Source organism: Microbacterium sp. LMC-P-041, assembly GCF_030209555.1.
Classification (GTDB): Bacteria; Actinomycetota; Actinomycetes; order Actinomycetales; family Microbacteriaceae; genus Microbacterium.
Genome location: NZ_JARVRV010000001.1, coordinates 441,162 through 465,540, shown reverse-complemented (window position 1 = coordinate 465,540; position 24,379 = coordinate 441,162). Strand labels below are relative to the sequence as shown.

General features: G+C 68.3%; 22 protein-coding genes. 11 read left to right on the top strand and 11 right to left on the bottom strand.

The window, feature by feature from the left end; translation table 11 throughout:
* Positions 1-8 precede the first annotated feature (8 nt).
* Positions 9-818 carry an RDD family protein gene (locus tag QRN21_RS02285; protein WP_053095655.1) on the bottom strand — a complete coding sequence of 270 codons (810 nt, stop codon included), beginning with the start codon at positions 816-818 and terminating at the stop codon, positions 9-11.
* Between the two features lie 16 nt (positions 819-834).
* On the opposite strand from QRN21_RS02285, the gene QRN21_RS02280 reads away from it, so the two are divergent.
* Positions 835-1,827 (top strand): stage II sporulation protein M, encoded by a 993-nt coding sequence (locus QRN21_RS02280; RefSeq protein ID WP_285363176.1) that lies wholly within the window; start codon positions 835-837, stop codon positions 1,825-1,827.
* Between the two features lie 10 nt (positions 1,828-1,837).
* On the opposite strand, the gene QRN21_RS02275 is transcribed toward QRN21_RS02280, so the two are convergent.
* From QRN21_RS02275 to QRN21_RS02255, 5 genes are all read right to left on the bottom strand, one after another.
* Positions 1,838-3,145, bottom strand: a complete 1,308-nt coding sequence (locus tag QRN21_RS02275; protein WP_285363034.1) for a DUF58 domain-containing protein — start codon at positions 3,143-3,145, stop codon at positions 1,838-1,840.
* The gene (locus tag QRN21_RS02270) at positions 3,146-4,069 is read right to left on the bottom strand and encodes an AAA family ATPase (RefSeq protein WP_285363175.1); all 924 of its coding nucleotides are present in this window, start codon (positions 4,067-4,069) and stop codon (positions 3,146-3,148) included. It lies immediately after the preceding gene.
* Positions 4,070-4,168: 99 nt separating this feature from the next.
* A complete protein-coding gene (locus QRN21_RS02265; RefSeq protein ID WP_285363033.1) occupies positions 4,169-5,362 on the bottom strand; it encodes a DUF4350 domain-containing protein in 1,194 nt (397 codons plus the stop codon).
* On the bottom strand, positions 5,359-6,000 hold the full coding sequence (locus QRN21_RS02260) for a DUF4129 domain-containing protein (RefSeq protein WP_053095660.1): 642 nt from the start codon (positions 5,998-6,000) through the stop codon (positions 5,359-5,361). The genes QRN21_RS02265 and QRN21_RS02260 overlap by 4 nt, the downstream gene beginning before the upstream one ends.
* Positions 5,997-7,406, bottom strand: a complete 1,410-nt coding sequence (locus QRN21_RS02255) for a hypothetical protein (RefSeq protein ID WP_285363032.1) — start codon at positions 7,404-7,406, stop codon at positions 5,997-5,999. Before QRN21_RS02255 ends, QRN21_RS02260 begins: the two co-directional genes overlap by 4 nt.
* A gap of 96 nt (positions 7,407-7,502) precedes the next feature.
* Here QRN21_RS02255 and mtrA point away from each other — a divergent pair, with 96 nt between their 5' ends.
* From mtrA to hpf, 5 genes are all read left to right on the top strand, one after another.
* Entirely contained in the window at positions 7,503-8,183 is a 681-nt protein-coding gene (gene mtrA / locus QRN21_RS02250; protein WP_053095661.1) for an MtrAB system response regulator MtrA, read from the top strand.
* A 7-nt stretch (positions 8,184-8,190) separates the two neighbouring features.
* Positions 8,191-9,867, top strand: a complete 1,677-nt coding sequence (mtrB, locus tag QRN21_RS02245; protein ID WP_053095662.1) for an MtrAB system histidine kinase MtrB — start codon at positions 8,191-8,193, stop codon at positions 9,865-9,867.
* Entirely contained in the window at positions 9,864-11,582 is a 1,719-nt protein-coding gene (locus QRN21_RS02240) for an LpqB family beta-propeller domain-containing protein (RefSeq protein WP_285363031.1), read from the top strand. The genes mtrB and QRN21_RS02240 overlap by 4 nt, the downstream gene beginning before the upstream one ends.
* 384 nt (positions 11,583-11,966) lie before the next feature.
* On the top strand, positions 11,967-12,479 hold the full coding sequence (locus tag QRN21_RS02235) for a ComF family protein (RefSeq protein WP_285363030.1): 513 nt from the start codon (positions 11,967-11,969) through the stop codon (positions 12,477-12,479).
* A gap of 94 nt (positions 12,480-12,573) precedes the next feature.
* Entirely contained in the window at positions 12,574-13,230 is a 657-nt protein-coding gene (gene hpf, locus QRN21_RS02230) for a ribosome hibernation-promoting factor, HPF/YfiA family (protein ID WP_053095665.1), read from the top strand.
* 63 nt (positions 13,231-13,293) lie between these two features.
* Here hpf and QRN21_RS02225 read toward each other — a convergent pair whose 3' ends face one another.
* Together QRN21_RS02225 and QRN21_RS02220 are read right to left on the bottom strand one after the other, a co-directional pair.
* Positions 13,294-14,631 carry a coiled-coil domain-containing protein gene (locus QRN21_RS02225; protein ID WP_053095666.1) on the bottom strand — a complete coding sequence of 446 codons (1,338 nt, stop codon included), beginning with the start codon at positions 14,629-14,631 and terminating at the stop codon, positions 13,294-13,296.
* A 62-nt stretch (positions 14,632-14,693) separates the two neighbouring features.
* On the bottom strand, positions 14,694-15,296 hold the full coding sequence (locus tag QRN21_RS02220; RefSeq protein ID WP_056278246.1) for a PadR family transcriptional regulator: 603 nt from the start codon (positions 15,294-15,296) through the stop codon (positions 14,694-14,696).
* A 175-nt stretch (positions 15,297-15,471) separates the two neighbouring features.
* Between QRN21_RS02220 and secA the strand changes: the two genes are divergently transcribed.
* Positions 15,472-18,279: a preprotein translocase subunit SecA gene (gene secA, locus QRN21_RS02215; protein ID WP_053099063.1), complete on the top strand. Its 2,808-nt coding sequence runs from the start codon at positions 15,472-15,474 to the stop codon at positions 18,277-18,279.
* Between the two features lie 67 nt (positions 18,280-18,346).
* The gene (locus QRN21_RS02210) at positions 18,347-19,573 is read left to right on the top strand and encodes a pyridoxal phosphate-dependent aminotransferase (protein WP_053095668.1); all 1,227 of its coding nucleotides are present in this window, start codon (positions 18,347-18,349) and stop codon (positions 19,571-19,573) included.
* Here the strand turns inward: QRN21_RS02210 and QRN21_RS02205 are convergent.
* Positions 19,497-20,738 (bottom strand): CpaE/TadZ family protein, encoded by a 1,242-nt coding sequence (locus QRN21_RS02205; RefSeq protein ID WP_285363029.1) that lies wholly within the window; start codon positions 20,736-20,738, stop codon positions 19,497-19,499. The genes QRN21_RS02210 and QRN21_RS02205 overlap by 77 nt on opposite strands.
* Positions 20,735-21,355, bottom strand: coding sequence for a CpaB family protein (locus QRN21_RS02200; RefSeq protein ID WP_056278253.1), 621 nt, complete (start codon positions 21,353-21,355; stop codon positions 20,735-20,737). Before QRN21_RS02200 ends, QRN21_RS02205 begins: the two co-directional genes overlap by 4 nt.
* A gap of 97 nt (positions 21,356-21,452) precedes the next feature.
* Between QRN21_RS02200 and QRN21_RS02195 the strand changes: the two genes are divergently transcribed.
* Positions 21,453-21,731: a helix-turn-helix domain-containing protein gene (locus QRN21_RS02195; protein ID WP_056278255.1), complete on the top strand. Its 279-nt coding sequence runs from the start codon at positions 21,453-21,455 to the stop codon at positions 21,729-21,731.
* On the opposite strand, the gene QRN21_RS02190 is transcribed toward QRN21_RS02195, so the two are convergent.
* The gene (locus QRN21_RS02190) at positions 21,719-22,330 is read right to left on the bottom strand and encodes a hypothetical protein (RefSeq protein WP_285363028.1); all 612 of its coding nucleotides are present in this window, start codon (positions 22,328-22,330) and stop codon (positions 21,719-21,721) included. The genes QRN21_RS02195 and QRN21_RS02190 overlap by 13 nt on opposite strands.
* Positions 22,331-22,457: 127 nt before the next feature.
* Between QRN21_RS02190 and QRN21_RS02185 the strand changes: the two genes are divergently transcribed.
* A complete protein-coding gene (locus QRN21_RS02185; RefSeq protein WP_171821901.1) occupies positions 22,458-22,844 on the top strand; it encodes an Rv3235 family protein in 387 nt (128 codons plus the stop codon).
* A gap of 24 nt (positions 22,845-22,868) precedes the next feature.
* Entirely contained in the window at positions 22,869-24,353 is a 1,485-nt protein-coding gene (locus QRN21_RS02180; protein WP_053095672.1) for a sensor histidine kinase, read from the top strand.
* The last annotated feature ends 26 nt before the right edge of the window (positions 24,354-24,379 follow it).

Genomic DNA, 24,379 nt, shown 5'->3' with positions numbered 1-24,379 from the left:
CGGTGTGCTCAGGCCCCGACGCGTCGACCGGTGAGCTTCTCCGCTCGGCGGTCGGCGTTCTCCAGCGCTCTGCGCTCCCGCTCGCGCCGCAGCACGGTGATGCCGATGAGCGCAACCTCCGGGGCGGCCTGAGGCAGAGGCGAGACGAACGGCGATGCCTCGGTCAGGAGATCCTGCGCCACTCGGGCGCGAGCTGACGGGACCATCCGCTGAGCGCTCTGCAGGAACTGCGAGATGCGGCGCGCGAGACGGTCGGGGAGGCGCGCGACATCGGCGATCTGCGCCCAGCCGGCGAGCATCGGCGGCAGCACGGGGACGCTCGGGATCAGCTTCGGCGTGCGCACGCGCTGGCTGTAGGTGCCGGCGACCATGTCTCCCAGCCGCTGCGAGCGGGCGCTGAACGCTCCGGCGAGCACCGCGATGCTGCCCAGCGTCATGTAGATCTCGAGGACGCCGAGGAGTGCCCTGATGAACGCATGGCGGAAACCGGTCGCGCCACCGTCGAGTCGCACGATCCGACCCCCGACGGCGAGCTTGCCCAGGCTGCGGCCCTTGAGGGCGACCTCCATGGTGATCGGCAGCACCACGAAGCTGATCACGATCGAGGCGATCAAGGCGATCGTGTCTGTCGCCTGGGTCAGGACGCCGATGTCGAGGAGCCAGATCCGCAGGAAGATCGTCGACAGGAACACAGCGAGCCCGACCAGGAGGTCGATGATCGCGCCCGCGGCTCGCAACACGAAGCCGATCGGCTGCACGTCGATCGCGACGGCCTCGCCCGAGAGGACCTCGTCGGATGCATCGAGCGCGGCGGACATGAGTACAGTAAATCAGGTGGATGCCGATGCGCTGACAGATGCACGCCGCGCCGAGTGGGAACGGCTCGACCAGCTGAGCCGTGCTCGGCTCGACGGCGCGGGCGTCGACGAGCTGATCGTCCGCTACCGCGCGGCGTCCGCGGATCTCGCTGAGCTCAAGACCTCGGTGGGGGAGTCACCTCAAGGTGCGTACCTCTCGACGATCCTCGTGCGCGCGCGGCTGCGACTCACCGGGGCGTCCGACAGCATCCTCACCCAGACCGGCCGATTCTTCTCGCTGCAGCTGCCCGCCGCGCTCTATCGACTGCGCTGGACGACGCTCGTGATCGCGGCGTCATTCATCGCGATCGTCGTCGGGACCGCGACATGGATCTCCTCAGATCCGGCACTCCTCGCGACCCTCGGCCCGCCGGACCTGCTGGAGCAGTACGCCGACGAGAGCTTCACCGGCTATTACACCGAGAACCCGGCCGCGGTGTTCATGGGCATGGTCTGGTGGAACAACGCCTGGATCGCCCTGCAATGCGTGCTGTTCGGCATCACCGGCATCTGGCCGATCAACGTCCTCGTGCAGAACGCGATGGGGCTGGGCGTGTCGGGCGCCGTCATGGCCGCACACGACCAGGTCGATGTGATGATCCTCTACATCCTCCCGCACGGACTCCTGGAGATGACGTCGATCTTCGTCGCGGCTGCGGCGGGTCTGCACCTGTTCTGGTCGTGGGTCGCGCCGGGACACCGTTCGAGAGGCGAGTCACTCGCGTCCGAGGGACGCTCGCTCGCGACAGTGGCGATCGGACTCGTCTTCGCGCTGTTCGTGTCCGGGCTGATCGAGGGATTCGTGACGGGGTGGGCGCTGCCCTGGCCGGTCAAGATCGGCATCGGCGTCGCCGCCCTCGCCGCGTTCCTCATCTATATGCTCGTGATCGGCGGTCGAGCGTATCGCCGCGGCGAGACCGGAGACCTCGTCGAGTACGAGGCAGGTACGCCCAGGCTCCTGGCCGGCTGACTCTCCGCGTTCAGAGGCGCCCGGCGGCCTTCAGCTCCAGGTACCGGTCTGCGATCCTCGGAGGCAGCGACTCGGGGTCAGCGGCGATCGCCTCGCCTCCCGCGCGGCGCACCGCGTCGGCCACGTTCTCCGCGTCGCGCATCGTGCGTTCGGCCGCCGCAGCGAGGTAGATCTCCTCTCGAGATCCGCGCCGCGTCGTGAGATCCGCGATGCCGTCGTCGGTGACCGAACCGACGAGGATCGATGTCGACCTGCTCGCGTCGGGAAACGCACCGAGGAATCCGCGAGCCGACTCGGCCGCATCCTGAGCGGTGAGCACCACGATGAGCGACGGACGGGTCGTGAGCGTGCGCACGGCAGCGAAAGCACCCGGCCAGTCGGTGTCGACGAGACGCGCGTGCACCGGAGCCATCGCATCGGTCAGCGCCGGAAGCAGCGCTGTCCCCTCCACACCGGTCACGCGCGCCCGCACGACCCGGTCGTACATGAGCAGATGCACGTGGTCGCCCGCACGCGCGGCGAGGGCCGCGAGCAGAAGAGACGCCTCCAGGGCGGCATCGACCCTCGTGCCGTCGCCGACGCGCGCGGCTGCAGTGCGGCCGGTGTCGATGATGATCACGACGTGGCGGTCGCGCTCCGGTCGCCACGTCCTCAGCATCGTGGTGCCCGCGCGAGCGGTGGCGCGCCAGTCGATCGACCGCACGTCATCCCCTCGGACGTACTCGCGGAGCGAGTCGAACTCGGTGCCCTGACCGCGCACCTGGATGCTCGTGTTCCCGTCGAGCTCCCGCAGACGGGCGAGGCGGGAGGGGAGGTGCTTCCGCGACGAGAAGGCGGGCAGCACCCGGATGGTCCCGCGTACGAGGTGACGGGCCTGCCGGCCGGCGAGGCCGAGCGGACCGAGCGAGCGGATCATCACGAACTCGCTCGCCAGCTCGCCGCGACGTCGTGGCAGCAGGGGGATGGAGACGCGTCGCCGTTCGCCCGGCGGGACGCTGAGTCGCTGACGGGCCTCACCCGCTCCGGCCGTCGGCTGCCAGGCATCGCGGATCAGCGCATGGAGCGTCCGGGGACCCTGATTCTGCAGCGCGACGCTCACGGGGACCTGCTCGCCGATGCGGGTGCGCGTCGGCACGCGCCTGGTCACGACGACGGAGCGGGGGCTCGGAGCCAGCAGCACATCGACGACGATCAGCAGGAAGCAGAGCAGCACCCAGATGCCGAGGGCGGCATAGGGCGGGAAGTCCGCCAGCCCGGCGAGGACGAGCGGGACGATGCCGACGGCGACGGCAAGCGCGAGACGGCCGGTGACGAACACCTAGATCGGCACCCTGGTCTGCTGGACGACGGATGTGAGCACGGCATCCGCGGACACGCCCTCCATCTGGGCGTCCGGACGGAGCTGCAGCCGGTGCCGCCAGACGGGGACGAGCATCGTCTGCACGTGATCCGGCGTGACGGCAGAGGATGCGTTGAGCCACGCCCACGCCTTCGCAGCGGCGAGCAGACCCGTGGAGGCGCGGGGGCTCGCACCGAGCTCGACCGAGGGCGACTCCCTCGTGGCTCTGGCGAGGTCGACGACATAGCCGAGGACGTCATCGGTGACCTCGACGCGTCCTGCCGCATCCTGAGCCGCACGGATCTCGTCCGCGGAGACGGTCGCCTCCACGCCGGTGAGCTCGCGCGGGGAGAAGCCGGAGGCGTGCTTGCGCAGCACGGACACCTCGGCATCCCGCTCCGGCATTCCCACGACCAGCTTCATCAGGAAGCGGTCGAGCTGGGCCTCCGGCAGCGAATACGTGCCCTCGTGCTCGATCGGGTTCTGCGTCGCGGCGACGAGGAACGGGTCGGGCAGAGCTCGGCTGACACCGTCGGCGGACACCTGACGTTCTTCCATCGCCTCGAGCAGGGCGGCCTGGGTCTTCGGAGGCGTGCGGTTGATCTCGTCGGCGAGAAGGATGTTCGTGAACACCGGACCCGCACGGAAGTCGAACTCGCCCGTGCGGGCGTCGTAGACCAGCGAACCGGTGACGTCTCCCGGCATGAGGTCGGGGGTGAACTGCACGCGCTTCGTGTCGAGGCCGAGCGCCCGGGCGAACGAGCGCACGACCAGGGTCTTCGCCACCCCGGGCACGCCCTCGAGCAGCACATGTCCTCGCGCGAGCAGCGACACCAGCAGGCCGGTCACCGTGCCCGCCTGGCCCACGACGGCCTTGTCGACCTCCGTGCGCACGCGGTGCATGGCCTGACGCAGCTCGGCGTCGTTGAAGTTCTCAGCGGTCACGTGGTGTCCTCGGCTTCCGGTCGGATGATGGATGGACGGCGGTTCGGCGGGGGCGGTTCATTCGGATCTCCGCTCCGTGAAGGACGAGGCGTCGACGGCGCTCTCGAGTTCCTGCAGTCGGCGCGCGAGGTCGATCAGTGACGGATCGTCGACGGGTGGCGCGCCCGCGAGCAGCTCGTGCAGCGAGCCACGCGGCACGCGCAGCCGGTCGGCTGCGGCATCCGCGACCTCCTCGGCACTGGCGGTGACAGCGAGGCCGAGCCTGCGCGCCAGGCGGCGCCGGCTCCCGTCACGGATAGCTTCGCCCGCGTGCGCGGCGTCGCCGGCCTTCGCGGTCAGACGTGCGCGACCGTGCATGGTCTCCGAGGCGCGGACCGTCACCGGCAGCGTCTCGGCGACGAGCGGTCCGAAGCGCTGACCGCGCCACAGTGCTGCCGCGACGCCGGCCAGCATGAGCAGCAGGATGGCCGGTGTCACCCATCCCGGGGTGAGCGACCCGAGGGTGTCCTCGGTCTCGCCCTCGATGTCCGTGTCGCCGAAACTGGGCACGTACCAGACGACACGCTCGGTCTGTCCGAGCAGCGCGAGCGCGAGTGCGGCGTTGCCGTCATCCGCGAGATAGGCGTTGCTGAAGAGGCGCGCACCCTCGACGACGACATGCGTGGCTCCGTCGCTCTCATCGATGAGCACGGCCGCCGCGTCGTCGTCGCCGAAGCATCCCTCCACGCCGTCGGCGGGCGTGAACAGCCGATCAGGACGGATCGAGCCGACGTCTGCGAACTCGGGTGCGTCGCAGTCCGCCTGCACCGGGGTGAAATCCGGGGTGGCGTTGTCGCCGATCCTCAAGAGGCTCAGCAGGTGTGTGCTGCTCGACAGGAAGACCACCCGGTCGGCGGGATCGATGAGCTCGGTGATCGCCTCGTCGGAGAGCGTGTACGGATTCGCCATCACGAGCGTGGCGTCGTCATCGAGCGCTTGGCGTGCCTCGGTGCGCGAACGGAAGACCGAGACCTCGACGCCGTTCTCCTGCAGGATCTGCGCGATGGCCATGGCACCCGAGTCGCTCACGCTCTCGGGATCGAGCGAACCCCGCTGATCGGGCATGCGCACACCGACCTGTATCGCGACGAAGACGCCGCCGAGGACGAGCGCCACGATGATCAGCCATCCGAGCAGAGCTCGCGACCGTCGGCCTCGAGGCGCGCGTTCGGCGGTCGACGCGGGGACGTCCTGCTGCTCGGCAACGCTCACGCGGTCACTGCTTCCGGGCGCAGGGCACTGAGCCGGTCATCTGTCGCTGCGAGCTCCGCGTAGCGATCAGCGGTCGCGGGATGCCGCAGATAGCGCACGTCGTCGAAGAACACGGCGGCCTGGCGGACGGGTGTCGTCTCCGCAGGGAACACGACCGAGACCTCGCGCGCGATCGCCTGGGCCGTCGCGCCGGGGGACGGCTCGATGAGGTCGCGCTCGAGGAGCCCTCTCGCCAGCGCGCGGAACCGCAGGACCGTCGCCTCGTCCCAGTCCGCCGCTCGCGCGGCGCGGTCGGCATCCGCACGCAGCTGCGCCGCCGAGCGGTCATCCTCGGCGCCGAGAAGCCCGGCACCCGGCCGACGGATCGCCTGGGAGCGGCGAGGGCGACCCCAGATGATGAGGGCCGCCACAAGAGCGCCGAAGACGATGACGCTGACGACGATGAGCGCAGAGGGCCCGACGCTGGCGCCGTTGTCGGAGCTGAACAGATCGGCGAGGAACCGGCCGATGTCACGCGCGACGAGATCGAACCACGTGGGCTTCGCATCGGCATAGCGCGGGTCGGAGAGCTCCTGCTCGGCCCACTGTCTCGCCTCGTCTCCGTCAGGCACCAGCACATCGTCCAGCGGGCGGATCATGCAGATCCTTCGCTGCCCGCTCCGGGGGCCGCCCAGGTGGAGTCGTCCGCGGGCGCCGAGGATGCCGGGGGAGCGGTGGGCGCCGGTGCCGGCCGATACGCCGGTGGCTGAGGCGGGACGGTCGCAGCCGGCGGCGCGTACGGCGGCTGTGCCGGGGGAGGCTGAGTCGGGTACCCGTACTGCTGCCCGGGGTACGGCTGTGTCGGGTACTGCTGCCCGGGGTACGGCTGTGCCGGGTATGGCTGTGCCGGGTACGGCTGCCCTCCATACGGCTGCGCCTCATAGCCGGCCGGCGTCATCGTCGCCCATTCGGGCACCTGCTTGGGCGGCGGTGCACTCGAGACAGCGCGCGTGGCGTCGACGACGAAGGGGTCGCCGAGCTGTTCCTCCGTCCACCCCAGGTCGCGTCGCTCGACATGACTGATCAGCGCCTGGTCGAGACCCTCGTAGCGCATCCGACTGTCGAGATACACGAGGGTGCCTGCGGTGCTCTGCACCACGAGCGTGATGGCCTGCAGCACGAGGAGCAGGATCTGCGGGGCGAGGAGGGCGAAGACGAACCCCATGATCGCGGCAGTGTCCGCAGAGCCGGTCGGGGCGATGACCGATCCGAGCATCGAGCTCAGCAGCGACACGGGGAGATTCACGAGCTGCATCGCGGCACCCATGATGGCGCCGATCAGGAAGGTGACTCCCCAGGCGATCCAGAAGCGACCGCGGGTGAGTCGCCACGAGCGCACGAGCGCATCGCGGAGCTTCGCGCGCTCGAGGACGAGGATGGACGGTACCAGCAGCAGCTTGGTCGTCAGCCAGACCAGGAGGGGGATCGTCGTGAGCAGGACGAGCAGCACGAGGATGACGACGCCGCCGATGGCCTCAGCGGATCCGCCGAGCCCGCTGGCGACGAAGCCGGCGACGATGACGAAGAGGATGACGATCACACCGAAGATGAAGATGACCGAGAGCGAAGCGAAGGCGGCCAGCCGCCAGAACGACGGGGTCATCTTGCGCCAGAGGGTCTTCAGCGTGGCCTTCACGCCTATTGCGGCGTAGCCGATCTCGGCTGCGACGACGCCCTGCATCAGAGCGGTGAATGCGACGGACGCGAGACCGACGGAGATGCCCGCGACGATGTTCATCGCGATCGTTCCGGCGAACACGGCCTCGAAGTCCGGGGAGGAGGGAGAGAGCGACTCGAGCCGCGTGAACGTCGTGACGAACACGAAGCCCATCACCGTGGCGCTGAGCACCACGACCGCGAGCTGGATCACGACGCCGAAGCCGAAGAGGACCTTGGGGTTGTGGCGCAGTGCGACGAACGACTTGCTCAACAGCATCCCGAACGTCAGCGGATGCAGGGGGATGATGCCCTTCTTCGGGGCAGGGGTCCATGTCTGGCCGCTCACCGGCACTCCCTCCGTCGTGCGCTCCCATCGTGTCACATGACCCGTCGGGCGCGTAGACAGGAGGACCGTGGTACTGAGTGCCATAAGGTAACAGTTATGACCTCACGCATTCTTGTGGTCGACGACGACACCGCGCTCGCCGAGATGATCGGCATCGTGCTGCGCACGGAAGGTTTCGAGCCGGTGTTCTGCGCCGACGGTGCGCGGGCGGTCGACGAGTGGCGCGCACAGCGTCCCGATCTCGTGCTGCTCGACCTGATGCTGCCCGGGATGGACGGCATCGAGATCTGCACGCGCATCCGCGCCGAATCCGGAGTCCCCGTCATCATGCTCACCGCCCGCAGCGACACCGCTGATGTGGTCAGAGGACTCGAGGTCGGAGCCGACGACTACATCGTCAAGCCCTTCAACCCGAAGGAGCTCGTCGCTCGTATCAGAACCCGACTGCGGCCCACGTCGCAGAATGTGGGGGAGCAGCTGCGCGTGGGAGACCTCACCGTCGACGTCGACGCCCATGAGGTGCGCCGCGGCACGGCTCCGATCGCTCTCACGCCCCTGGAGTTTCAACTGCTCGTCGCGCTCGCGTCGAAGCCCCAGCAGGTGTTCTCGAGGGAGATGCTGCTCGAGCAGGTGTGGGGTTACCACTACAAGGCCGATACGCGGCTGGTCAACGTGCACGTGCAGCGTCTGCGGGCGAAGGTCGAACTCGACCCGGACAACCCCAAGATCGTCATGACGGTACGGGGCGTCGGCTACCGTGCCGGGAGCGCGGGCTAGGCCCACGATGGCCGCGACCACAGCGACCACCACGGCGGTCGCTGTCATCCGCGACTGGCGTGGATGGCCGACCGTCGTCCAGGCGTTGTGGCGCAGTTCTCTGCGATTCCGGACGCTCACGATCACGCTTCTGCTGACGTCCACCGCGATCCTGATCACCTGCGTGACGATGGCGCTGGTTATCCAGAACGATCTGTTCGAATCCCGCAAGAACGAGGCGCTCGAAGACGCGGCCCGCTCGGTGAACCAGGCGCAGGCGACCCTGGACGCGACGGCGCTGGGCGATGACCCGGCAGCCCTGCCGGAGCTGTGGGACAGCGTGCAGGAGGACCTCGGACGCAATTCGACGGCCGAAGGTCTCGCCGGATTCCGCATGGAGGTCGACCCCGACGTCCCGCTCAACGGCTTCACCGCCGGGCTGAGCGACAATCTGATCACCTCGGGCCTCAGGAACAGGGTGGTCGAGTTCGACGACTGGCAGTCCTGGCAGTCCGTATCACTCGAGGTCGGCGGCCGAGCTGTCCCCGGGATCATCGTGGGGCAGCAGCTGCGGGTTCCCGAGGCGGGGCCGTTCGAGATCTACTTCGCGTACGACCTCGCGGATGCAGACAACACTCTCACCTTCGTGCAGCGCACCCTGTGGGTCGCCGGCATAGGTCTGGTGGCGATCGTCGCCGCGATCTCCTTCATCGTTCTCCGCACCGTGTCGACGCCTATCGTCGAGGCTGCCGAGACGAGCGCGCGTCTGGCCTCGGGCGACCTCGGCGTCCGCATCGACGTGCACGGGGAAGACGAGATCGCGACCCTGGGACGCTCCTTCAACGCCATGGCCGACAGCATCGAATCGCAGATCAAGGAGCTCGGCGAGCTGTCACTCGTGCAGCAGCGCTTCGTGTCAGATGTGTCGCATGAGCTGCGGACTCCGCTCACCACGATCCGCCTCGCCGCCGACATGCTGAACGATCAGCGGGAGGAGTTCGATCCGACGACCGCTCGCACCACCGAGCTCCTGCACACGCAGGTGCAGCGGTTCGAGACGCTGCTGTCGGATCTGCTCGAGATCAGCCGCTATGACGCAGGCTCCGTGCAGCTCGAGCTCGAGGCGACGAGCCTCGCACATCTGGCAGAGGACATCATCGAGCAGATGCGTCCTCTCGCCGATGATCGCGGCAGCGAGCTGAGGCTCGTCGCCCCCGGCGGTTATTCGCCGGTCGACATGGATCCGCGGCGAGTGCGACGAGTCCTGCGCAACCTGATCGGCAATGCGATCGAGCACGGCGAGGGCCGACCGATCGTGGTCACCGTCGACAGCAATCAGCATGCGGTCGCCGCCGGCGTCCGCGACTTCGGGCTCGGCATGGACCCGGCGGATGCCGAGCGGGTGTTCGACCGATTCTGGCGCGCTGATCCCTCCCGCCAGCGCACTCTCGGAGGCACGGGGCTCGGACTGTCGATCGCGCTCGGCGATGCGACTCTCCACGGCGGATCGCTCGCGGTGTGGTCCGAACTCGGCGTCGGGACGAACTTCGTTCTGACCCTGCCTCGCCGTGGCGATGCGACGGATGGGCCTTCGCCCATCCCGATCGAGCCGCAGGAGCCGCTCGCCGAACTCGGCGATGCCACGCAGCCGATCCAGCTCGCCGATGTCCCGGCGGAGCTCTTCGATCGAGGGAGCATCGAATGACCGCGCGGACTCGGCGCGCGCTGCGTGGTCTCGTGATCGCGGCGACCGTGCTCATCCTGTCAGCGTGCACAGGTCTTCCGACCAGCGGAGACGCACAGCCGGGAAAGCCTCTCGGGGCGTCCCCCGAGGGGCAGGACTTCCTCCCGCTCGCTTCGGGTCCGGTGGACGGCGCGGGGCCTGCGGCGATCGTCGAAGGCTTCATGGAGGCCGCGATCACCCCGGCCGACAACTGGAACACCGCTCGCAGCTTTCTCACCCCGGAGCTCGCATCGACCTGGCGTCCGAACACCGGCGTGTCGATCGATGTGAGCTCGGCGACTCGCTCGTTCAGCTCGAATGTCGACGAAGACGACGATGCCGATGACGGCGACACGGCCGACGTGAGGGTCGCCTTCGATCAGGTCGCCAGCGTCGACGCAACCGGAGCGTACTCCGAGGCGTTCGGCGCCTCGAACTCGGCCTTCGTGGTCGAACTCACAGACGGCCAGTGGCGGATCGCCGAGGCGCCGGACGGCGTGGTGATCGACGAATCCAGGTTCTCGCGCGTGTACGACGACTACGCGCTGCAGTACTTCGATCAGACGTGGGAACGACTCGTGCCCGATGTGCGCTGGTTCCCTCGACGCGCCACGGTGGCGACGACCATCGCGCAGTCGCTGATCGGCGGCGCGCCCAGCCCCTGGCTCGATCCGGCCGTGCAGAGCGCGTTCCCGCAGGAGGTGCAGCTCGCACGGGACTCCGTGCCGATCGACCCCGACCAGATCGCCGACGTCGCCCTGAACCGGGCGGCGCTGGGCCTCGACCCGACCACCCTCGCGCGCATGCGCACTCAGCTCCAGGCGACCCTGACCGCCGGGGGCGTGCAGATCGACCAGGTGCGCTTCACGGTCGACGGCCGCACACTGGAGGCCGGGGTCGTCGAGGTCGTGACGGACAAGGCCGATCCGGGCAGCCTCGTGCTGAAGGACGGGACTTTCGGCATGCTGGTCGGTGGAGAGATCACGCCGATCCCCGGCGTCTCCGACCAGATCGTGAACGCGGGTCAGCCCGTCACAGCGGTCGACGTGTCGGTCGACAGCTCCCACGCGGCCGTGCAGCTCACCGACGGGCACGTGTGGCTCGCAGGTGAAGGCAGCTTCAACGAGCTGGACGACCGCCCATCGCTGGTGCGGCCGTCCATGGATCCCTACGACTACACGTGGTCGGTCCCGTCTAACGCACCGGCGGCTCTGCAGGCGATCGGCAGCGATGTCGCCCCTCAGAGCATCGCGGGCGCGTGGCCGGAGGCCTCCTCCGTATCCGCCATCCGCGTCTCGGCGGATGGGGCCCGCGTCGCCGCGGCCGTCGTGATCGGGGGCGAGCGCTGGATCGTCGTGTCATCGGTGATCCGCGATGAGGCCGGGCTTCCGACCGAGCTCGGGCCCACCGAGCCGCTGGCGCAGCTCGACGGCGGCGCCATCGGCCTCGTCTGGCTGGGCGCGGATCGTCTCGGACTGCTGACGGATCCCGCAGACCGGATGGTCGTCACGCAGGTGGTCGGAGGGCCTGGCACGTCAGAGGTGGCTCCGACCGGCGCGGTGTCCCTGGCGGGTGCGCGCGCAGCCACCGGTCTGCGAGTGCTGGGCGCGGACGGCGCCGTGTTCGCCCGTGCGGGCTCGGCATGGAGCGAGTCGATCAGCGGAGTCTCACTTCTCGCGACGCGTGCGGGGCACTGAGCGCGACTGTCCCTGCACGGCCGTCCGACATCGACTGACAGTCCATGACGGCCGCGTTCCGCGCAGCCTCTGCAGCCCCGGCGCCGGATTGTTGCGAGAGCATCGACGGATGTCACCGCACCCACCGGCCCGCGCCGTAGGACTCGAGATACTCGCCCTTCTGCTCGCGGCGACCTGCGCGGGGTGCGACCGGCCCGAGACGCTGCTCTGCGGCTCGTGCCGACAGAGCATCCGACCGGAGCCGCTCGTCCGCCGCACGCCCGCCGGACTGGAGGTCCGCGCGGCGATGCCCTTCGAGTCGGTCGCGGCGCGATGCATCCGCAGGATGAAGGACGACGGCGAGACGGTGCTCGCTCGCCCGCCGGACTGGAGGTCCGCGCGGCGATGCCCTTCGAGTCGGTCGCGGCGCGATGCATCCGCAGGATGAAGGACGACGGCGAGACGGTGCTCGCTCGCCCGCTCGGATCGGCGCTGGGGGAGGTGGTCGACGTGCTCGAGGCGCGCCCGGATGCTGATCGGCCGCTCCACCTCGTGCCGATCCCGACATCGGTGGCCGCCTTTCGACGGCGCGGCTACCGGGTGCCCGAGCTGCTGATCCGGCGGGCGGGTCGGCTTCCCGACCGGTTGCTCGTTCTGCGGGGTCGGCGCACGGATCAGCGAGGCCTCGATTCCGTGAGCCGAGCGGAGAACGTCCGCGGAAGCATGCGAGCGCGACGTGTGCTCGAGGGGGAGACCGTCGTGCTCGTCGACGACGTGGTCACGACGGGTGCGACGTTCGATGAGGCGGCTCGCGCGCTGACAGACGCGGGCGCCCATGTCCTGGCAGCGGTCGCGCTCGCCGCCACGCCGCGTCACAGCGAACGGAATGTGAACGCATCGGGGACACGCAGCAACTGACCCGTGACATCCGAGGTCAGGCCGACTACCGTGGGGGGTCACAAGGCGACCACGGTCCGCCCTTGGCCGGGAGGACCGGGACAAGGAGGCAGCAATGGAAACGAGCATCGTTGGCGTCGGGGTGGGTATCACCGATCGATTCCGAGCCGTTGTCGAAGAGAAGATCGCCAAGATCCAGACGTTCGCGTCCCGTGCGCAACGGCTGGATGTCAAGGTCACCCACCGGGTGTACCGCAACGGTCACGTGCCGGACGAGACCGTGGAGCTCACGCTCGTCAGCAAGGGCCCCGTCGTGCGCGCTGAAGCCACGGACGGAGACAAGTTCGTCGCACTCGACATGGCCGTCGACAAGATGGCCGAGCAGCTTCGTCGAGCGAAGGAGAAGCGAGTCGACGGACGCCAGCACCCGCGTGGGGCGCACTTCGAGAAGGAGAGCGGAGCGCTGGAGGGCATCGATGTCCAGCCGGCATCCGTGGACGTCCTGCGGGCCGTCGCGACCGGCAACGTGCCGATCCAGAACGAGGACGACGAAGTCTACTCGCCGGTGGTCATCCGCACCAAGAACTTCGGAGCGGAATGGATGACCGTCGAAGAGGCCGTCGACCGGATGGAGTTGGTCGGGCACGATTTCTTCCTGTTCGTGGACGTGCGCACCGACCACCCGAGCGTCGTCTACCGACGCAAGGGCTGGGATTACGGTGTGATCGCTCTCGAGACGCAGGCTCCGCCCACTGAGGCGCTCGCCTCCTGAGGCTGAGACGACGACGGCCCGGCTCCAGAGGGAGCCGGGCCGTCGTCGCGTTGTGCGACCGCGTCAGTCGAAGATGCCGTCGAGAATGCTGCCGATGACGAGGCCGCCGAGGATGCCCGAGGCGACGTCGCCGCCACCGCCGCGTCGGCCGCCGCCGCTCCAGCCGCCGCCGCCCCAGCCGTTTCCGCCGCCCCAGCCCTGATCCTGCGGCCGTGAGGAATCGATGTCGCGCTGGGCGAGCTGCAGGGCCTCAGAAGCCAGGTGTGCGACGCGTCGTGCACTGGCCAGAGCCTCGTCGCGCGTCTCTTCCGCCGGAAGCAGATCCGACAGATCGACCCGCAGCCTCTCGGCCTCGGCGAGGCGCGTGCGCGCGTCGGCGCCGATCCAGCCGCGGTGCCCGGCGATGAGTCCGCGGGCGACGCCGAGCTGGCGGTCGGCATCATCGATCGCATGCTGCACCTGCTGGATGCTGGGCAGCGGGTGCGCCTCGCGATGCCGAGCGGTGGCGATCGCGTCGTCGAGAGCCGTGTTCGCGTCGCGCAGCTGCGACAGCTCTGCGAAGGGATCCCCGGGGGTGCCCGCGGGCGACAGGGCGCTCAGCGCGTCCTGCAGCGCGGAGACGGCGGCCGCGACGGCCGGCACCTGGGGGGCGGTGCGCGCGGCGATGAGGTCGTTGCGTGAATCCGCGACGACCTCGGCAAGGGTCGACTCCGCACGCAGCGCTTCGATCTCGAAGTCCTCCACGGCGTCGAGCAGCGCGGAAGCGCGCCGCGTGGCCTCGGTGGCGGTCTCCAGTGCGAGGTTCGCCTCCTCGTTCTGCTTCGCCGCGCGGCGACGCTCTGAGACGGCCGCGCCGTGCGTTGCGAACGCGATCAGCTGCTCTGCTTCGGCGGCGCTCGCCGTGATCTGGTGCATCGCCGAGTCCGAGTAACGCGCGGAGAGACGCGCGACGGTCTCGTTCGTGTGCGGGATCCGTGCGCTCAGCGCCTCGGCATCGGCACGCACCTGGGCGATGATCTCGGGTGCGCGACGCACCTTCGAGATCGATGCCGCGAGATCCGACGTCTTCTCGTCGAGCAGATCCTGCGCCCAATCGCACAGCTGGATGATCCGCGCGTTGCGGGTGCGGAGCTCCTCAGGCGTGTCGGGAATCTCATCGTGGTTGAGCTGGTGGAGCTGAAATGCCTCGCGCAGATGCGTGCGCACCGCAGCGAGCGCCTTCTTCAGGTCACGAGTCAGCTGCTCCCCGAGTTCGGCCTCCGCGAACGCCAGCTCGTCGGACGTGCTCCTGATGCGCTCGTCCGCCGAGACGAGTGCCTGCTCAGCGCGGCGAGCCAGGTCGGCGTCCTGTGCGGCCAGCTCTTCCTGCTCGCGCTTGCGTCTGCCCCATATTCCAGCCATAGGACTGATCCTAGTTTCCCGGGCGACGCCGCTGGCTGTGCATACGCTTGAGGCGAAACCCGTCAGACGAGTGCCGCCACGTCTGCCCTCGACGGCCTGCCACGTTTGGGTCGATCGGTCGTCAACTCGAGAGCGAGGGCGTGGACAGGGTGCTGGGCGAGCCGGGTCTGCACATGGTCGAGCCAGCGGACCTCGGCCTCCGCCGTGAAGATCATCGAATCGACGACGAGCGACCATGCGAGCCCCTCGGGGCTGTCGTCCTCGCGCGTCGCCCTCGTCGCGATGAGATCTGCGAGATGCTCTTCCGACGCCGCGCGCTGGGCCGCGATGACTCGGGCGGCGTCCGCGCCGGGGAGGGTTGCCGCCACAGCCAGCTTGATGGCGAGCTCGTTGCGCGTCGCCTGGCTTCGTGGCGCGGGAGACGCGAGCCAGCGGTCCACCTCGGACGCGCCGGTGGCCGTGATCTCCCAGTAGACGTGGCCGTGCTCGTCCGCTGCACCGCGAGCGACGAGCCCGTCACGCTCGAGGCGCTCGAGCGTGTTGTAGATCTGACCGACGTTGAGCGGCCATACCGAGCCCGTGCGGCGGTCGAACTCGTGCCGCAACTGGTAGCCGTAGCAGGGGCCCTGAGCGAGGATCGCGAGCAGACTCTGTCGAACCGACATATGGACCTCCCGGTGTCGTGGACCAATATATACATACTCGGAAACGCGTTAGAGGCACGCCATGCAGACGACGTGCAGACGACGTGCAGGTCACGGACCGGTAACATGACAAGGTATGCCTGGCACGCGCCCGACACGCGGCGCCGCCGGAACCATCGACAGGGAGATGACATCTGTGGCCAATCCTCTTGAGAAGCTGCTGCGCGCTGGAGAAGGGCGGGTCATCCGACGCCTGAACCAGGTGGTCAAGGCCGTGAACGCGCTGGAAGAGGACATCTCCAAGCTCACGGACGACGAACTTCGCAACGAGACCACCGAGCTGCGTGAGCGGTTCGCGAAGGGCGAGTCGCTCGATCAGCTCATGCCCGAGGCGTTCGCCGCCGTGCGCGAAGCGGCGAAGCGCACCCTCGGTATGCGCGCGTACGACGTGCAGATCATGGGTGGTGCTGCTCTCCACCTCGGCAACATCGCAGAGATGAAGACCGGTGAGGGCAAGACCCTGGTCGCCACCTTCCCGGCGTACCTCAATGCGATCGCGGGCGAGGGCGTCCACGTGATCACGGTCAACGACTTCCTCGCGAGCTATCAGGCAGAGCTCATGGGGCGCGTGTACCGGGCCCTCGGCATGTCGACGGGAATCATCGTCTCGGGCCAGACCCCGGCTGTGCGCCGCGAGCAGTATGCGTCCGACATCACCTACGGCACGAACAACGAGTTCGGCTTCGACTACCTCCGCGACAACATGGCGTGGCGCAAGGAAGACCTCGTCCAGCGCGAGCACTACTTCGCGATCGTCGACGAGGTCGACTCCATCCTGATCGATGAGGCGCGCACGCCGCTGATCATCTCAGGACCGTCTTCCGGTGAGGCGAACCGCTGGTTCGCGGAGTTCGCGAAGATCGCGCGCACCCTCGAGGCGGGCGTCGACTACGAGGTCGACGAGAAGAAGCGCACCGTCGGCGTTCTCGAACCCGGCATCGAGAAGGTCGAGGACTACCTCGGCATCGACAACCTGTACGAGTCCGCGAACACGCCGCTGATCTCGTTCCTCAACAACTCGATCAAGGCCCTCGCCCTGTTCAAGAAGGACACCGACTACGTCGTCATGAACGACGAGGTCATGATCGTCGACGAGCACACCGGTCGCATCCTGGTCGGACGTCGCTACAACGAGGGCATCCACCAGGCCATCGAGGCGAAGGAGGCCGTGCCGGTCAAGGCCGAGAACCAGACTCTCGCCACGGTCACGCTTCAGAACTACTTCCGCCTGTACGACAAGCTCGCCGGCATGACCGGTACAGCCGAGACCGAGGCGGCCGAGTTCATGTCGACCTACAAGCTCGGTGTCATCCCGATCCCGACGAACCGTCCGATGATCCGCAAGGACCAGTCCGACCTCGTCTACAAGAACGAGACCGCCAAATTCGCGCAGGTGGTCGAGGACATCGCCGAGCGTCACGCGCAGGGGCAGCCGGTGCTCGTGGGCACCGTGAGCGTCGAGAAGAGCGAGTACCTGTCGCGGCTCCTCGCGAAGAAGGGCGTCAAGCACGAGGTCCTCAACGCGAAGAACCACGCGCGCGAGGCCGAGATCGTCGCACGCGCAGGGCGCCTCGGCGCCGTGACCGTCGCCACCAACATGGCCGGTCGTGGAACCGACATCATGCTCGGCGGCAACGCCGAGTTCCTCGCCGTGCAGGAGCTCAAGGGCAAGGGACTCGACCCCGTCGAGACGCCCGAGGAGTACGAGATCGCGTGGGACGAGACGTACGAGGCGATGAAGTCCATCGTGTCCGAAGAGGCCGAGAAGGTCATCGAGGCCGGTGGGCTCTATGTCCTGGGCACGGAGCGCCACGAGTCGCGCCGCATCGACAACCAGCTGCGCGGTCGCTCGGGCCGTCAGGGCGACCCTGGTGAGAGCCGTTTCTATCTGAGCCTCACCGACGATCTCATGCGCCTGTTCCAGTCGGGCGCCGCCGAGGCGATCCTCGCGCGCACCAACTTCCCCGACGACGTCCCGATCGAGTCGGGCCTGGTGTCGCGGGCGATCCGCAGCGCGCAGTCGCAGGTCGAGTCGCGCAACGCCGAGATGCGCAAGAACGTCCTCAAGTACGACGACGTCCTGAACCGTCAGCGCGAGGCGATCTACGCCGACCGCCGCCACATCCTGCAGGGCGATGACATCGCCGACCGCGTCCAGCACTTCATCGAGGACGCGATCAGTGGAGTGGTGCGCGATCACACCGGCGAGGGTCACAACGAGAGCTGGGACTTCGACGCACTCTGGACCGAGCTCAAGACGCTGTACCCGGTGAGCGTGACCATCGACGAGGTCGTGTCCGAGGCTGCCGGCCGCAAGGGTGGCATCACCGCAGAGGGTCTGACCCGCGAGCTGCTGTCGGACGCGAAGATCGCATACGAGACTCGTGAGGAGTCGCTCGGAGAAGCGGCGACGCGTGAGCTCGAACGACGCGTGGTGCTGCAGGTGCTCGATCGCCGCTGGCGCGATCACCTCTACGAGATGGACTACCTCAAGGACGGCATCGGTCTCCGTGCGATGGCGCAACGCGACCCGCTCATCGAGTACCAGCGCGAGGGCTACGCGATGTTCCAGTCGATGATGGGGCAGATCAAGGAGGAGTCGGTCGGCTACCTCTACAATCTCGAGGTCGAGGTGCGTCGGGCGGGCGATTCGCAGACGGCCGAGGTCGAGGCGAAGGGCCTCGCCGAAGACGGTGGAGACCAGCGGCTCGAGTACTCCGCCGCGAACGACGCCGGCGAGGTCGAGGTCCGCAACGACCGCGGTCAGGTTCAGCAGGCCGCGACCGAGAAGCTTCGTCAGGCAGCGGCCGCGCGCCAGGTGCCCGCCGAGGAGGCCGAGTCGGCTGAGGCTCCGCGCGGCGCGTTCGGGCAGCGCACCGAGGGCTCGGCAGCTCCCGCGGGCAACCGCGAGCAGCGGCGGGCGCAGGGCAAGAAGAAGAAGTAGCAGAGCGCAGGACGAGGGGCCGGTCCGTGGGGATCGGCCCCTCGTCGCGTCATTGTAGGCTTGCTCAATGACACCAACGCGCCACTTCGACCAGTCGTCGAAGCTCAAGAACGTCCTGTACGAGATCCGTGGAAACACGCTCGTCGAGGCGGCGCGGCTCGAGGCCGAGGGACATCGGATCCTCAAGCTCAACACGGGCAACCCCGCCATCTTCGGCTTCGAGGCACCCCACCAGATCGTGCACGACATGCTGGCCGCGCTTCCGACCGCCCACGGGTACAGCGACAGCAAGGGGATCATCTCGGCACGGCGAGCAGTCGTCAGCCGGTACGAGGAGATCCCCGGGTTCCCGCGATTCGATCCCGAGGATGTCTTCCTCGGCAACGGCGTCTCCGAGCTCATCACGATGACGATGCAGGCTCTTCTCGACGAGGGCGATGAGGTGCTCATTCCGGCACCCGACTACCCGCTGTGGACCGCCATGACGAGTCTCGCTGACGGCACCCCGGTCCATTACCTGTGCGATGAGGACAACGGATGGCAGCCCGACCTCGAGGACATCCGATCCAAGATCACTCCGCGCACCAAGGCTCTCGTCATCATCAACCCCAACAACCCGACCGGCGTGGTCTACTCACGCGAAGTTCTCGAGGGCATGGTGCAGATCGCCCGTGAGAACCAGCTGCTGCTGCTTTCCGACGAGATCTACGATCGCATCCTGTTCGATGATGCGGTGCACATCCCGACGGCGACCCTGGCGCCGGACCTGCTGTGTCTGACGTTCAACGGGCTCTCGAAGACCTACCGGGTCGCCGGCTTCCGGTCCGGGTGGCTCGTGATCACCGGGCCGCAGGACCACGCGAAGGGGTTCCTCGAGGGGATCAACCTGCTCGCCTCGACGCGTCTCTGCCCGAACGTCCCCGCCCAGTACGCGGTTCAGGCGGCTCTCGGGGGAGTGCAGTCCATCGACTCGCTGATCGCGCCGACCGGGCGCCTGCATGAGCAGCGTGACATCGCCTGGAAGGGACTCGAATCAATCCCCGGTGTCTCGTGCGTCAAGCCCGTCGGCGCGTTGTACGCCTTCCCGCGTCTGGACCCGAACGTCCACGAGATCAGGGACGACGCGAAGCTGGTCTACGACCTGCTGGTCTCCGAACACATCCTCCTCGTGCAGGGAACCGGCTTCAACTGGCCGACCCCCGACCACCTCCGACTCGTCACGCTCCCCGAGCCCCGCGTGCTCGCAGAAGCCGTCGAGCGCCTCGGGAACTTCCTCTCGAGCTACCGCCAGTAGGCGGCTCTGCTGATGTGGAGACGAGAGTCTCCACGACGCGGCGCACGCCGGCGACGAGGGACGAGCGCGGAGTGAGGTCCGCCATCGGTCGCGCGTGCAGGAGTGCGGCGTCGGCGGCCCGCTGATCGAAAGGGAGGAACGCGACGTCCGTGATGCCGGCGAACCTTTCGAGCGTGCGCCGGATCTGACCTCGGGCATCCACGCCCAGGGGGCCGGGGCGCACGCGGTTCACCACCACTCTGATGGGCGTCCGGGTCGTGAGCCGTCGTAGCTCGGCATGCTCCCTGATGAACCTGCTCATGCCGAGCGGGTCGGCCGCCGCGATGGCGATGATCACGTCTGCCTCCTGCAGCGCGGCAACTGTGGCTGCGTGGCGACGCGGGCCGGCGAGGTCGTACGTCGCCTCATCGTCGGCGTCGAAGGCGCTCGCGACGTCGACGACGGTCTCCTCTGCCCAGCTGCGGCATGCGCGCAGCGTCGCCTCCAATCGACGTGCGCCGAGTTCCGGCCAGCGCCCAGGGCGATTGATGCCCCCGAGGACCTCGATCTCTCCTGCGCTCGTGTCGAGGACGGTCGCCAGCCGTGTGAGTTCTGCCGAGTCGAGTGCGCCGAGTTCTGCCCGACGGCACGCGGCGGCGATCCCGGGTGCATCATCGCTGAGTCCCAGCAGCAGCGCGAGGGAGGGAGCGACGGTGTCGGCATCCACCAGGGCAGTGCGGCGTCCTGCCCTGGACAGCTCGACGGCGAGCTGGATCGCGACGGTCGATCGTCCCGGCGCACCGGACGGACCCCAGACCACCGTGACACGACGCGGAGATTGCGCGATTCGCTCGACGGAGCCCGCAAGGTCGGCGGTGAGCGCTGCAGCGATCTCCCAGCCGCGCGCTTCTGCCGGGAGTGCGGCCGCGAGGCCGTAGCGCCCGAGCAGTCTGCTGTCGCCGTCGCCGAGCGGCAGGATCCGCACTCCTGCCCTGTCGCACTCGGCGACCAGCGCGGGCGTCAGCACCGCGCGGCTGGCGGGAACGATGACGGCATCGACGTCGTCGGGCAGGGGCAGGATCCTGCTCGGCGCGACGACGGAAACCACGCTGATGCCTTCGAGCTCGAGTTCGTCGGCCAGGGTGCGTGCACGGAAATCGGGTAGGGCGATCACGACCGACGTCACGAGGTCGAGCCGATCGGCACGACGGACAGGACAGAGCCGCCGGTGATCGCGGACAGCACATCGGCGACATCCGCTCGGTCGATCACGATCTCAGCCGTGGTGCCGTCGGCGGCGAGCATTCCTTCGGTCTTCGTCACCGATGTGACGATCGCATCGGCGACGAGGATGCGCGGCGTCCCCGGGAGGGCGCCATCGTCCACCGGAGGAGAATGCCAGAGTTCGATGATGCTCCCGGCGCCCACATCGGCCGGGATGCCGGTGCTGCTTTCGACGACGATCGTGGTGGTTCTGTTCGCATCCGCGTCCTCGGCGGCAGAAGTCGGCATCAGCTCGCCGTCGACGACCGTCCGGGACGCGATCTGACCGGGCCGAAGGTCTTGGGGCGCGAGGTAGCGATCCGAGACGGCGCCGAGTCCCACGTCCACCACCTGGAAGTCACCGGAGACGAGCGCTTCGCCGAGCGGTATCGTTCGCGTCGCCTGGAGTACCGGTGTCGTGGCGCCGGAGGAGGAGACGACGGCCCACACGCCGGCGACAGACAGCGCGACCACGGCGATGCCGATCAGGAAGCGGGCATCACCCCAGACGGCACGCCGTGAACGGGAGAACTTGCTCATGGCGACATGGTCACAGAAATCGCCGCGGCTGCTCGAGACTTATCCACAGCATCGGATCGGCCCTGGCGTATCGGCACGGCGGGGGGAGAATGGGAGCATGCCCCATTCCTCTCCGGCCACGCAGCGCTTCCTGGCGCCGGCGCAGGTGGCGGAACTGCTGAGCATCGGGGTCGACGAGGTCATCGAACTCGTCTACGCGGGGCGTCTGCGCGGGTCCAAGCTCGGTGCACCCGCCCGGTGGCGCGTCGAAGAGTCGAGCCTTTCGGAGTATCTCGCCGAGCAGTCCGAAGAGGCCAGACGGATGGCACTGTGGCGCGAGGCCAATGAGGCGAGTTTCCCAGAGGTCTGGGGCACATCCCGCCGTCACGGCATCTGATCTCCCGCGGTCTGAACCGACGTGACGGCTGCGAACGGGATGATCTGGAACGCATGCACAGCCGAGGCGGTCCTCGCCTCGCCCGGGTCGTGCAGGGCGAGATCCAGATGGTCCGCACCCGCTCGGTCGATCGTCCCGTGGAGGTCGGATGCATCGACGCTGACGATTCTGACCGGAACCCGCCGCCGGGCGAGGTCACGGAGGACGAACCCGAGCGACATACGCTCGCGGAGCACGGGGGCGGGGTCGTCCTCTTCGTCCAGGCTCGACAGCAGCAGACCGTGATCGACGGTGAGTCCGCGGAGCGCGTGAAGGGGGACGATCACGGTCGACCGCGTCGTCCGTGATTCCTCGGCCTGCGCGATCGTCGCAGCGATCCAATCGGAGCCCAGCGCGTTCAGTCGTGCCCGAACGCGAGCTCCACCCGGCAGATCCAGGGTGGCGGGAGCGGCCGATGCGCAGAGCACTCTGAGCCGGCTGCGCAGCTCGAGCCTCGAGATGCGCAGGCGCTCCGACTCGGCGTCGAGCGCCGCGCGCTCGCTCTCCCACTCGGAGGCCAGCTGGCCTTCGAGGTCTTCGAACAGTCGATCCCAGTGCACGCGGACCACCGTAAATGAAGTCCGGGAGCGCATGTACGAGTTATCCACATACATCACGAACGCGACCGGATCGGCCAGTCGACGCATGCTCTACTTGGCGCAGTCTTCCCGATGGAGAGTGCCTCAGATGATGCTTCACGAGTACTTCGCACCACAGCCGACGCCCCGCGCCGAGCTGCCGGATCCGAGTCCGCTGCTGCGGAGCCTGACCCAGGGCGTGCTCGAAGTGCTCGCGGGAGTCAGAGAAGTCGATCAGCTCGCCCGCTGGTTCAATGAAGACGCGTACCGGAGTTTGGTGACGCGGGCGAATCTGTCGGCGAGGGCGCGCAGCGCGAGGGGGGTCTCGCCTGCGCGCCCGACTTTCGAGATCCTGTCGATCCGCGTGACGGAACCGGTGGACGGCAAGGTGGAGGCCGTCGTCGTGGTCGCGGGTCCCGGTCGCACCCGGGCGGTGGCGATTCGCCTCGAAGGTCTCGACCGACGCTGGCGGGCGACGTCGCTGGCCGTTCTCTGAGCGGACGCGCTCTAGGCTGGTGGGGTGTCAACGCTCAGCGACCTCGCCAATGCCCAGGGCCGTCTTGCCGAGAACGATGTCGAGTGGCTGCATCGACTCGCCGGCGACGGTCAGCTTCTCGCGGACCTCGCGTCGGCGGACATCGTCGTCTGGATCGAGACCGACGACGGATCGTTCGTCGCCGTAGCCCACGCCCGTCCGAGCGGAGCGGCCACCCTGTTCTACCGCGACATCGTGGGCGAGCGGGTGCGGCCGCAGTGGCGCACGCAGGTACAGGGGGCGTTCGATTCGGCGGAGATCGTGGACTCGTCCTCACCGGATTGGTTCGAGGAGACCCCGACGCGCGTGAGGGCGGTGCCGATCGTCAACGAGCGCCGCGGCAGTGAGCACCAGGGGACCGTCATCGGCGTCGTCACCCGGCACACGAACCTCGGCGAGGCCCGGACGCCGTCGCGACAGCAGATCACGTTCGACGAGTGCGCGAACGACATCTTCCGGATGATCGCCGACGGCAGCTTTCCCGATCCGGCGGCTCCGACCTCCCCGCGCCGCGGAGCTCCCCGAGCGTCAGACGGCTTGATCCGGATCGACGTCGACGGCATCACGACGTTCGCCAGTCCGAACGCGCTCTCGGCGTTCAATCGCATGGGTTTCGATGACGAACTGGAGGGCGAGTCTCTCGCCGAGGTCACCACGAGGCTCGTGCCGCCGTCGCGACAGGTCGACGAGTCGCTGCCCGTCGTCGTGACCGGGCGGGCCCCCTGGCGCACCGACATCGAAGCACGCGGCGTCACTGTCTCGCTGCGGGCGATTCCCCTCAAGGATCACGGGACGCGCATCGGTGCCATCGTGCTGTGCCGGGACGTGTCGGAGCTGCGTCATCAGGAGCAGGAGCTCATCACCAAGGACGCGACGATCCGTGAGATCCATCACCGTGTCAAGAACAACCTGCAGACGGTCGCATCGCTGTTGCGCATCCAGGCGCGTCGTACGCACTCGGACGAGGCGCGCGATGCGCTGACCCAGGCGATGAGACGTGTGGACTCCATCGCGGTGGTTCACGACACCCTCGCTCAGGGGCTGACTCAGAAGGTCGACTTCGACGAGGTGTTCCACCGGGTTCTGAAGCTCGTCGCCGAGGTCGCATCCGCGCCGAACACCCGTGCGCGCACTCGGTCGACCGGGCGCTTCGGGGTCCTGCCGAGCGAGTATGCGACGCCGTTGGCTCTCGCGCTCACCGAGGTCGTCACGAACGCGGTAGAGCACGGCCTCGCAGGGCAGGAGGGCATGGTCACGATCGACGCCGCGCGCACCGAGGAGAATCTGCGCGTCACGGTGCACGACACCGGCAAGGGGCTGCCGGAGGGGCGCATCGGTCAGGGACTGGGAACGCAGATCATCCGCACCCTGATCCAGGGGGAGCTCAGCGGATCGATCGAGTGGCGGGGGAGCGAGGGAGAGGGCACCGAAGTCGTCATCGACATCCCGCTCCGCTGGCTCACCGCGTGACGAGTCCGCCGCGACGGTGAGCAGAT

What these genes read in the sequence shown, in the direction of transcription:
- QRN21_RS02210 (WP_053095668.1), top strand. Translation starts at nt 18,347, where the DNA reads ATGACACCAACGCGCCACTTCGACCAGTCGTCGAAGCTCAAGAACGTC.
- hpf (WP_053095665.1), top strand. Translation starts at nt 12,574, where the DNA reads ATGGAAACGAGCATCGTTGGCGTCGGGGTGGGTATCACCGATCGATTC.
- QRN21_RS02220 (WP_056278246.1), bottom strand. Translation starts at nt 15,296, where the DNA reads ATGTCGGTTCGACAGAGTCTGCTCGCGATCCTCGCTCAGGGCCCCTGC.
- QRN21_RS02200 (WP_056278253.1), bottom strand. Translation starts at nt 21,355, where the DNA reads ATGAGCAAGTTCTCCCGTTCACGGCGTGCCGTCTGGGGTGATGCCCGC.
- QRN21_RS02185 (WP_171821901.1), top strand. Translation starts at nt 22,458, where the DNA reads ATGATGCTTCACGAGTACTTCGCACCACAGCCGACGCCCCGCGCCGAG.
- QRN21_RS02270 (WP_285363175.1), bottom strand. Translation starts at nt 4,069, where the DNA reads ATGCACCGCGTGCGCACGGAGGTCGACAAGGCCGTCGTGGGCCAGGCG.
- QRN21_RS02260 (WP_053095660.1), bottom strand. Translation starts at nt 6,000, where the DNA reads ATGATCCGCCCGCTGGACGATGTGCTGGTGCCTGACGGAGACGAGGCG.
- QRN21_RS02235 (WP_285363030.1), top strand. Translation starts at nt 11,967, where the DNA reads ATGCCCTTCGAGTCGGTCGCGGCGCGATGCATCCGCAGGATGAAGGAC.
- mtrB (WP_053095662.1), top strand. Translation starts at nt 8,191, where the DNA reads ATGGCCGCGACCACAGCGACCACCACGGCGGTCGCTGTCATCCGCGAC.
- QRN21_RS02225 (WP_053095666.1), bottom strand. Translation starts at nt 14,631, where the DNA reads ATGGCTGGAATATGGGGCAGACGCAAGCGCGAGCAGGAAGAGCTGGCC.
- QRN21_RS02285 (WP_053095655.1), bottom strand. Translation starts at nt 818, where the DNA reads ATGTCCGCCGCGCTCGATGCATCCGACGAGGTCCTCTCGGGCGAGGCC.
- QRN21_RS02195 (WP_056278255.1), top strand. Translation starts at nt 21,453, where the DNA reads ATGCCCCATTCCTCTCCGGCCACGCAGCGCTTCCTGGCGCCGGCGCAG.
- QRN21_RS02240 (WP_285363031.1), top strand. Translation starts at nt 9,864, where the DNA reads ATGACCGCGCGGACTCGGCGCGCGCTGCGTGGTCTCGTGATCGCGGCG.
- mtrA (WP_053095661.1), top strand. Translation starts at nt 7,503, where the DNA reads ATGACCTCACGCATTCTTGTGGTCGACGACGACACCGCGCTCGCCGAG.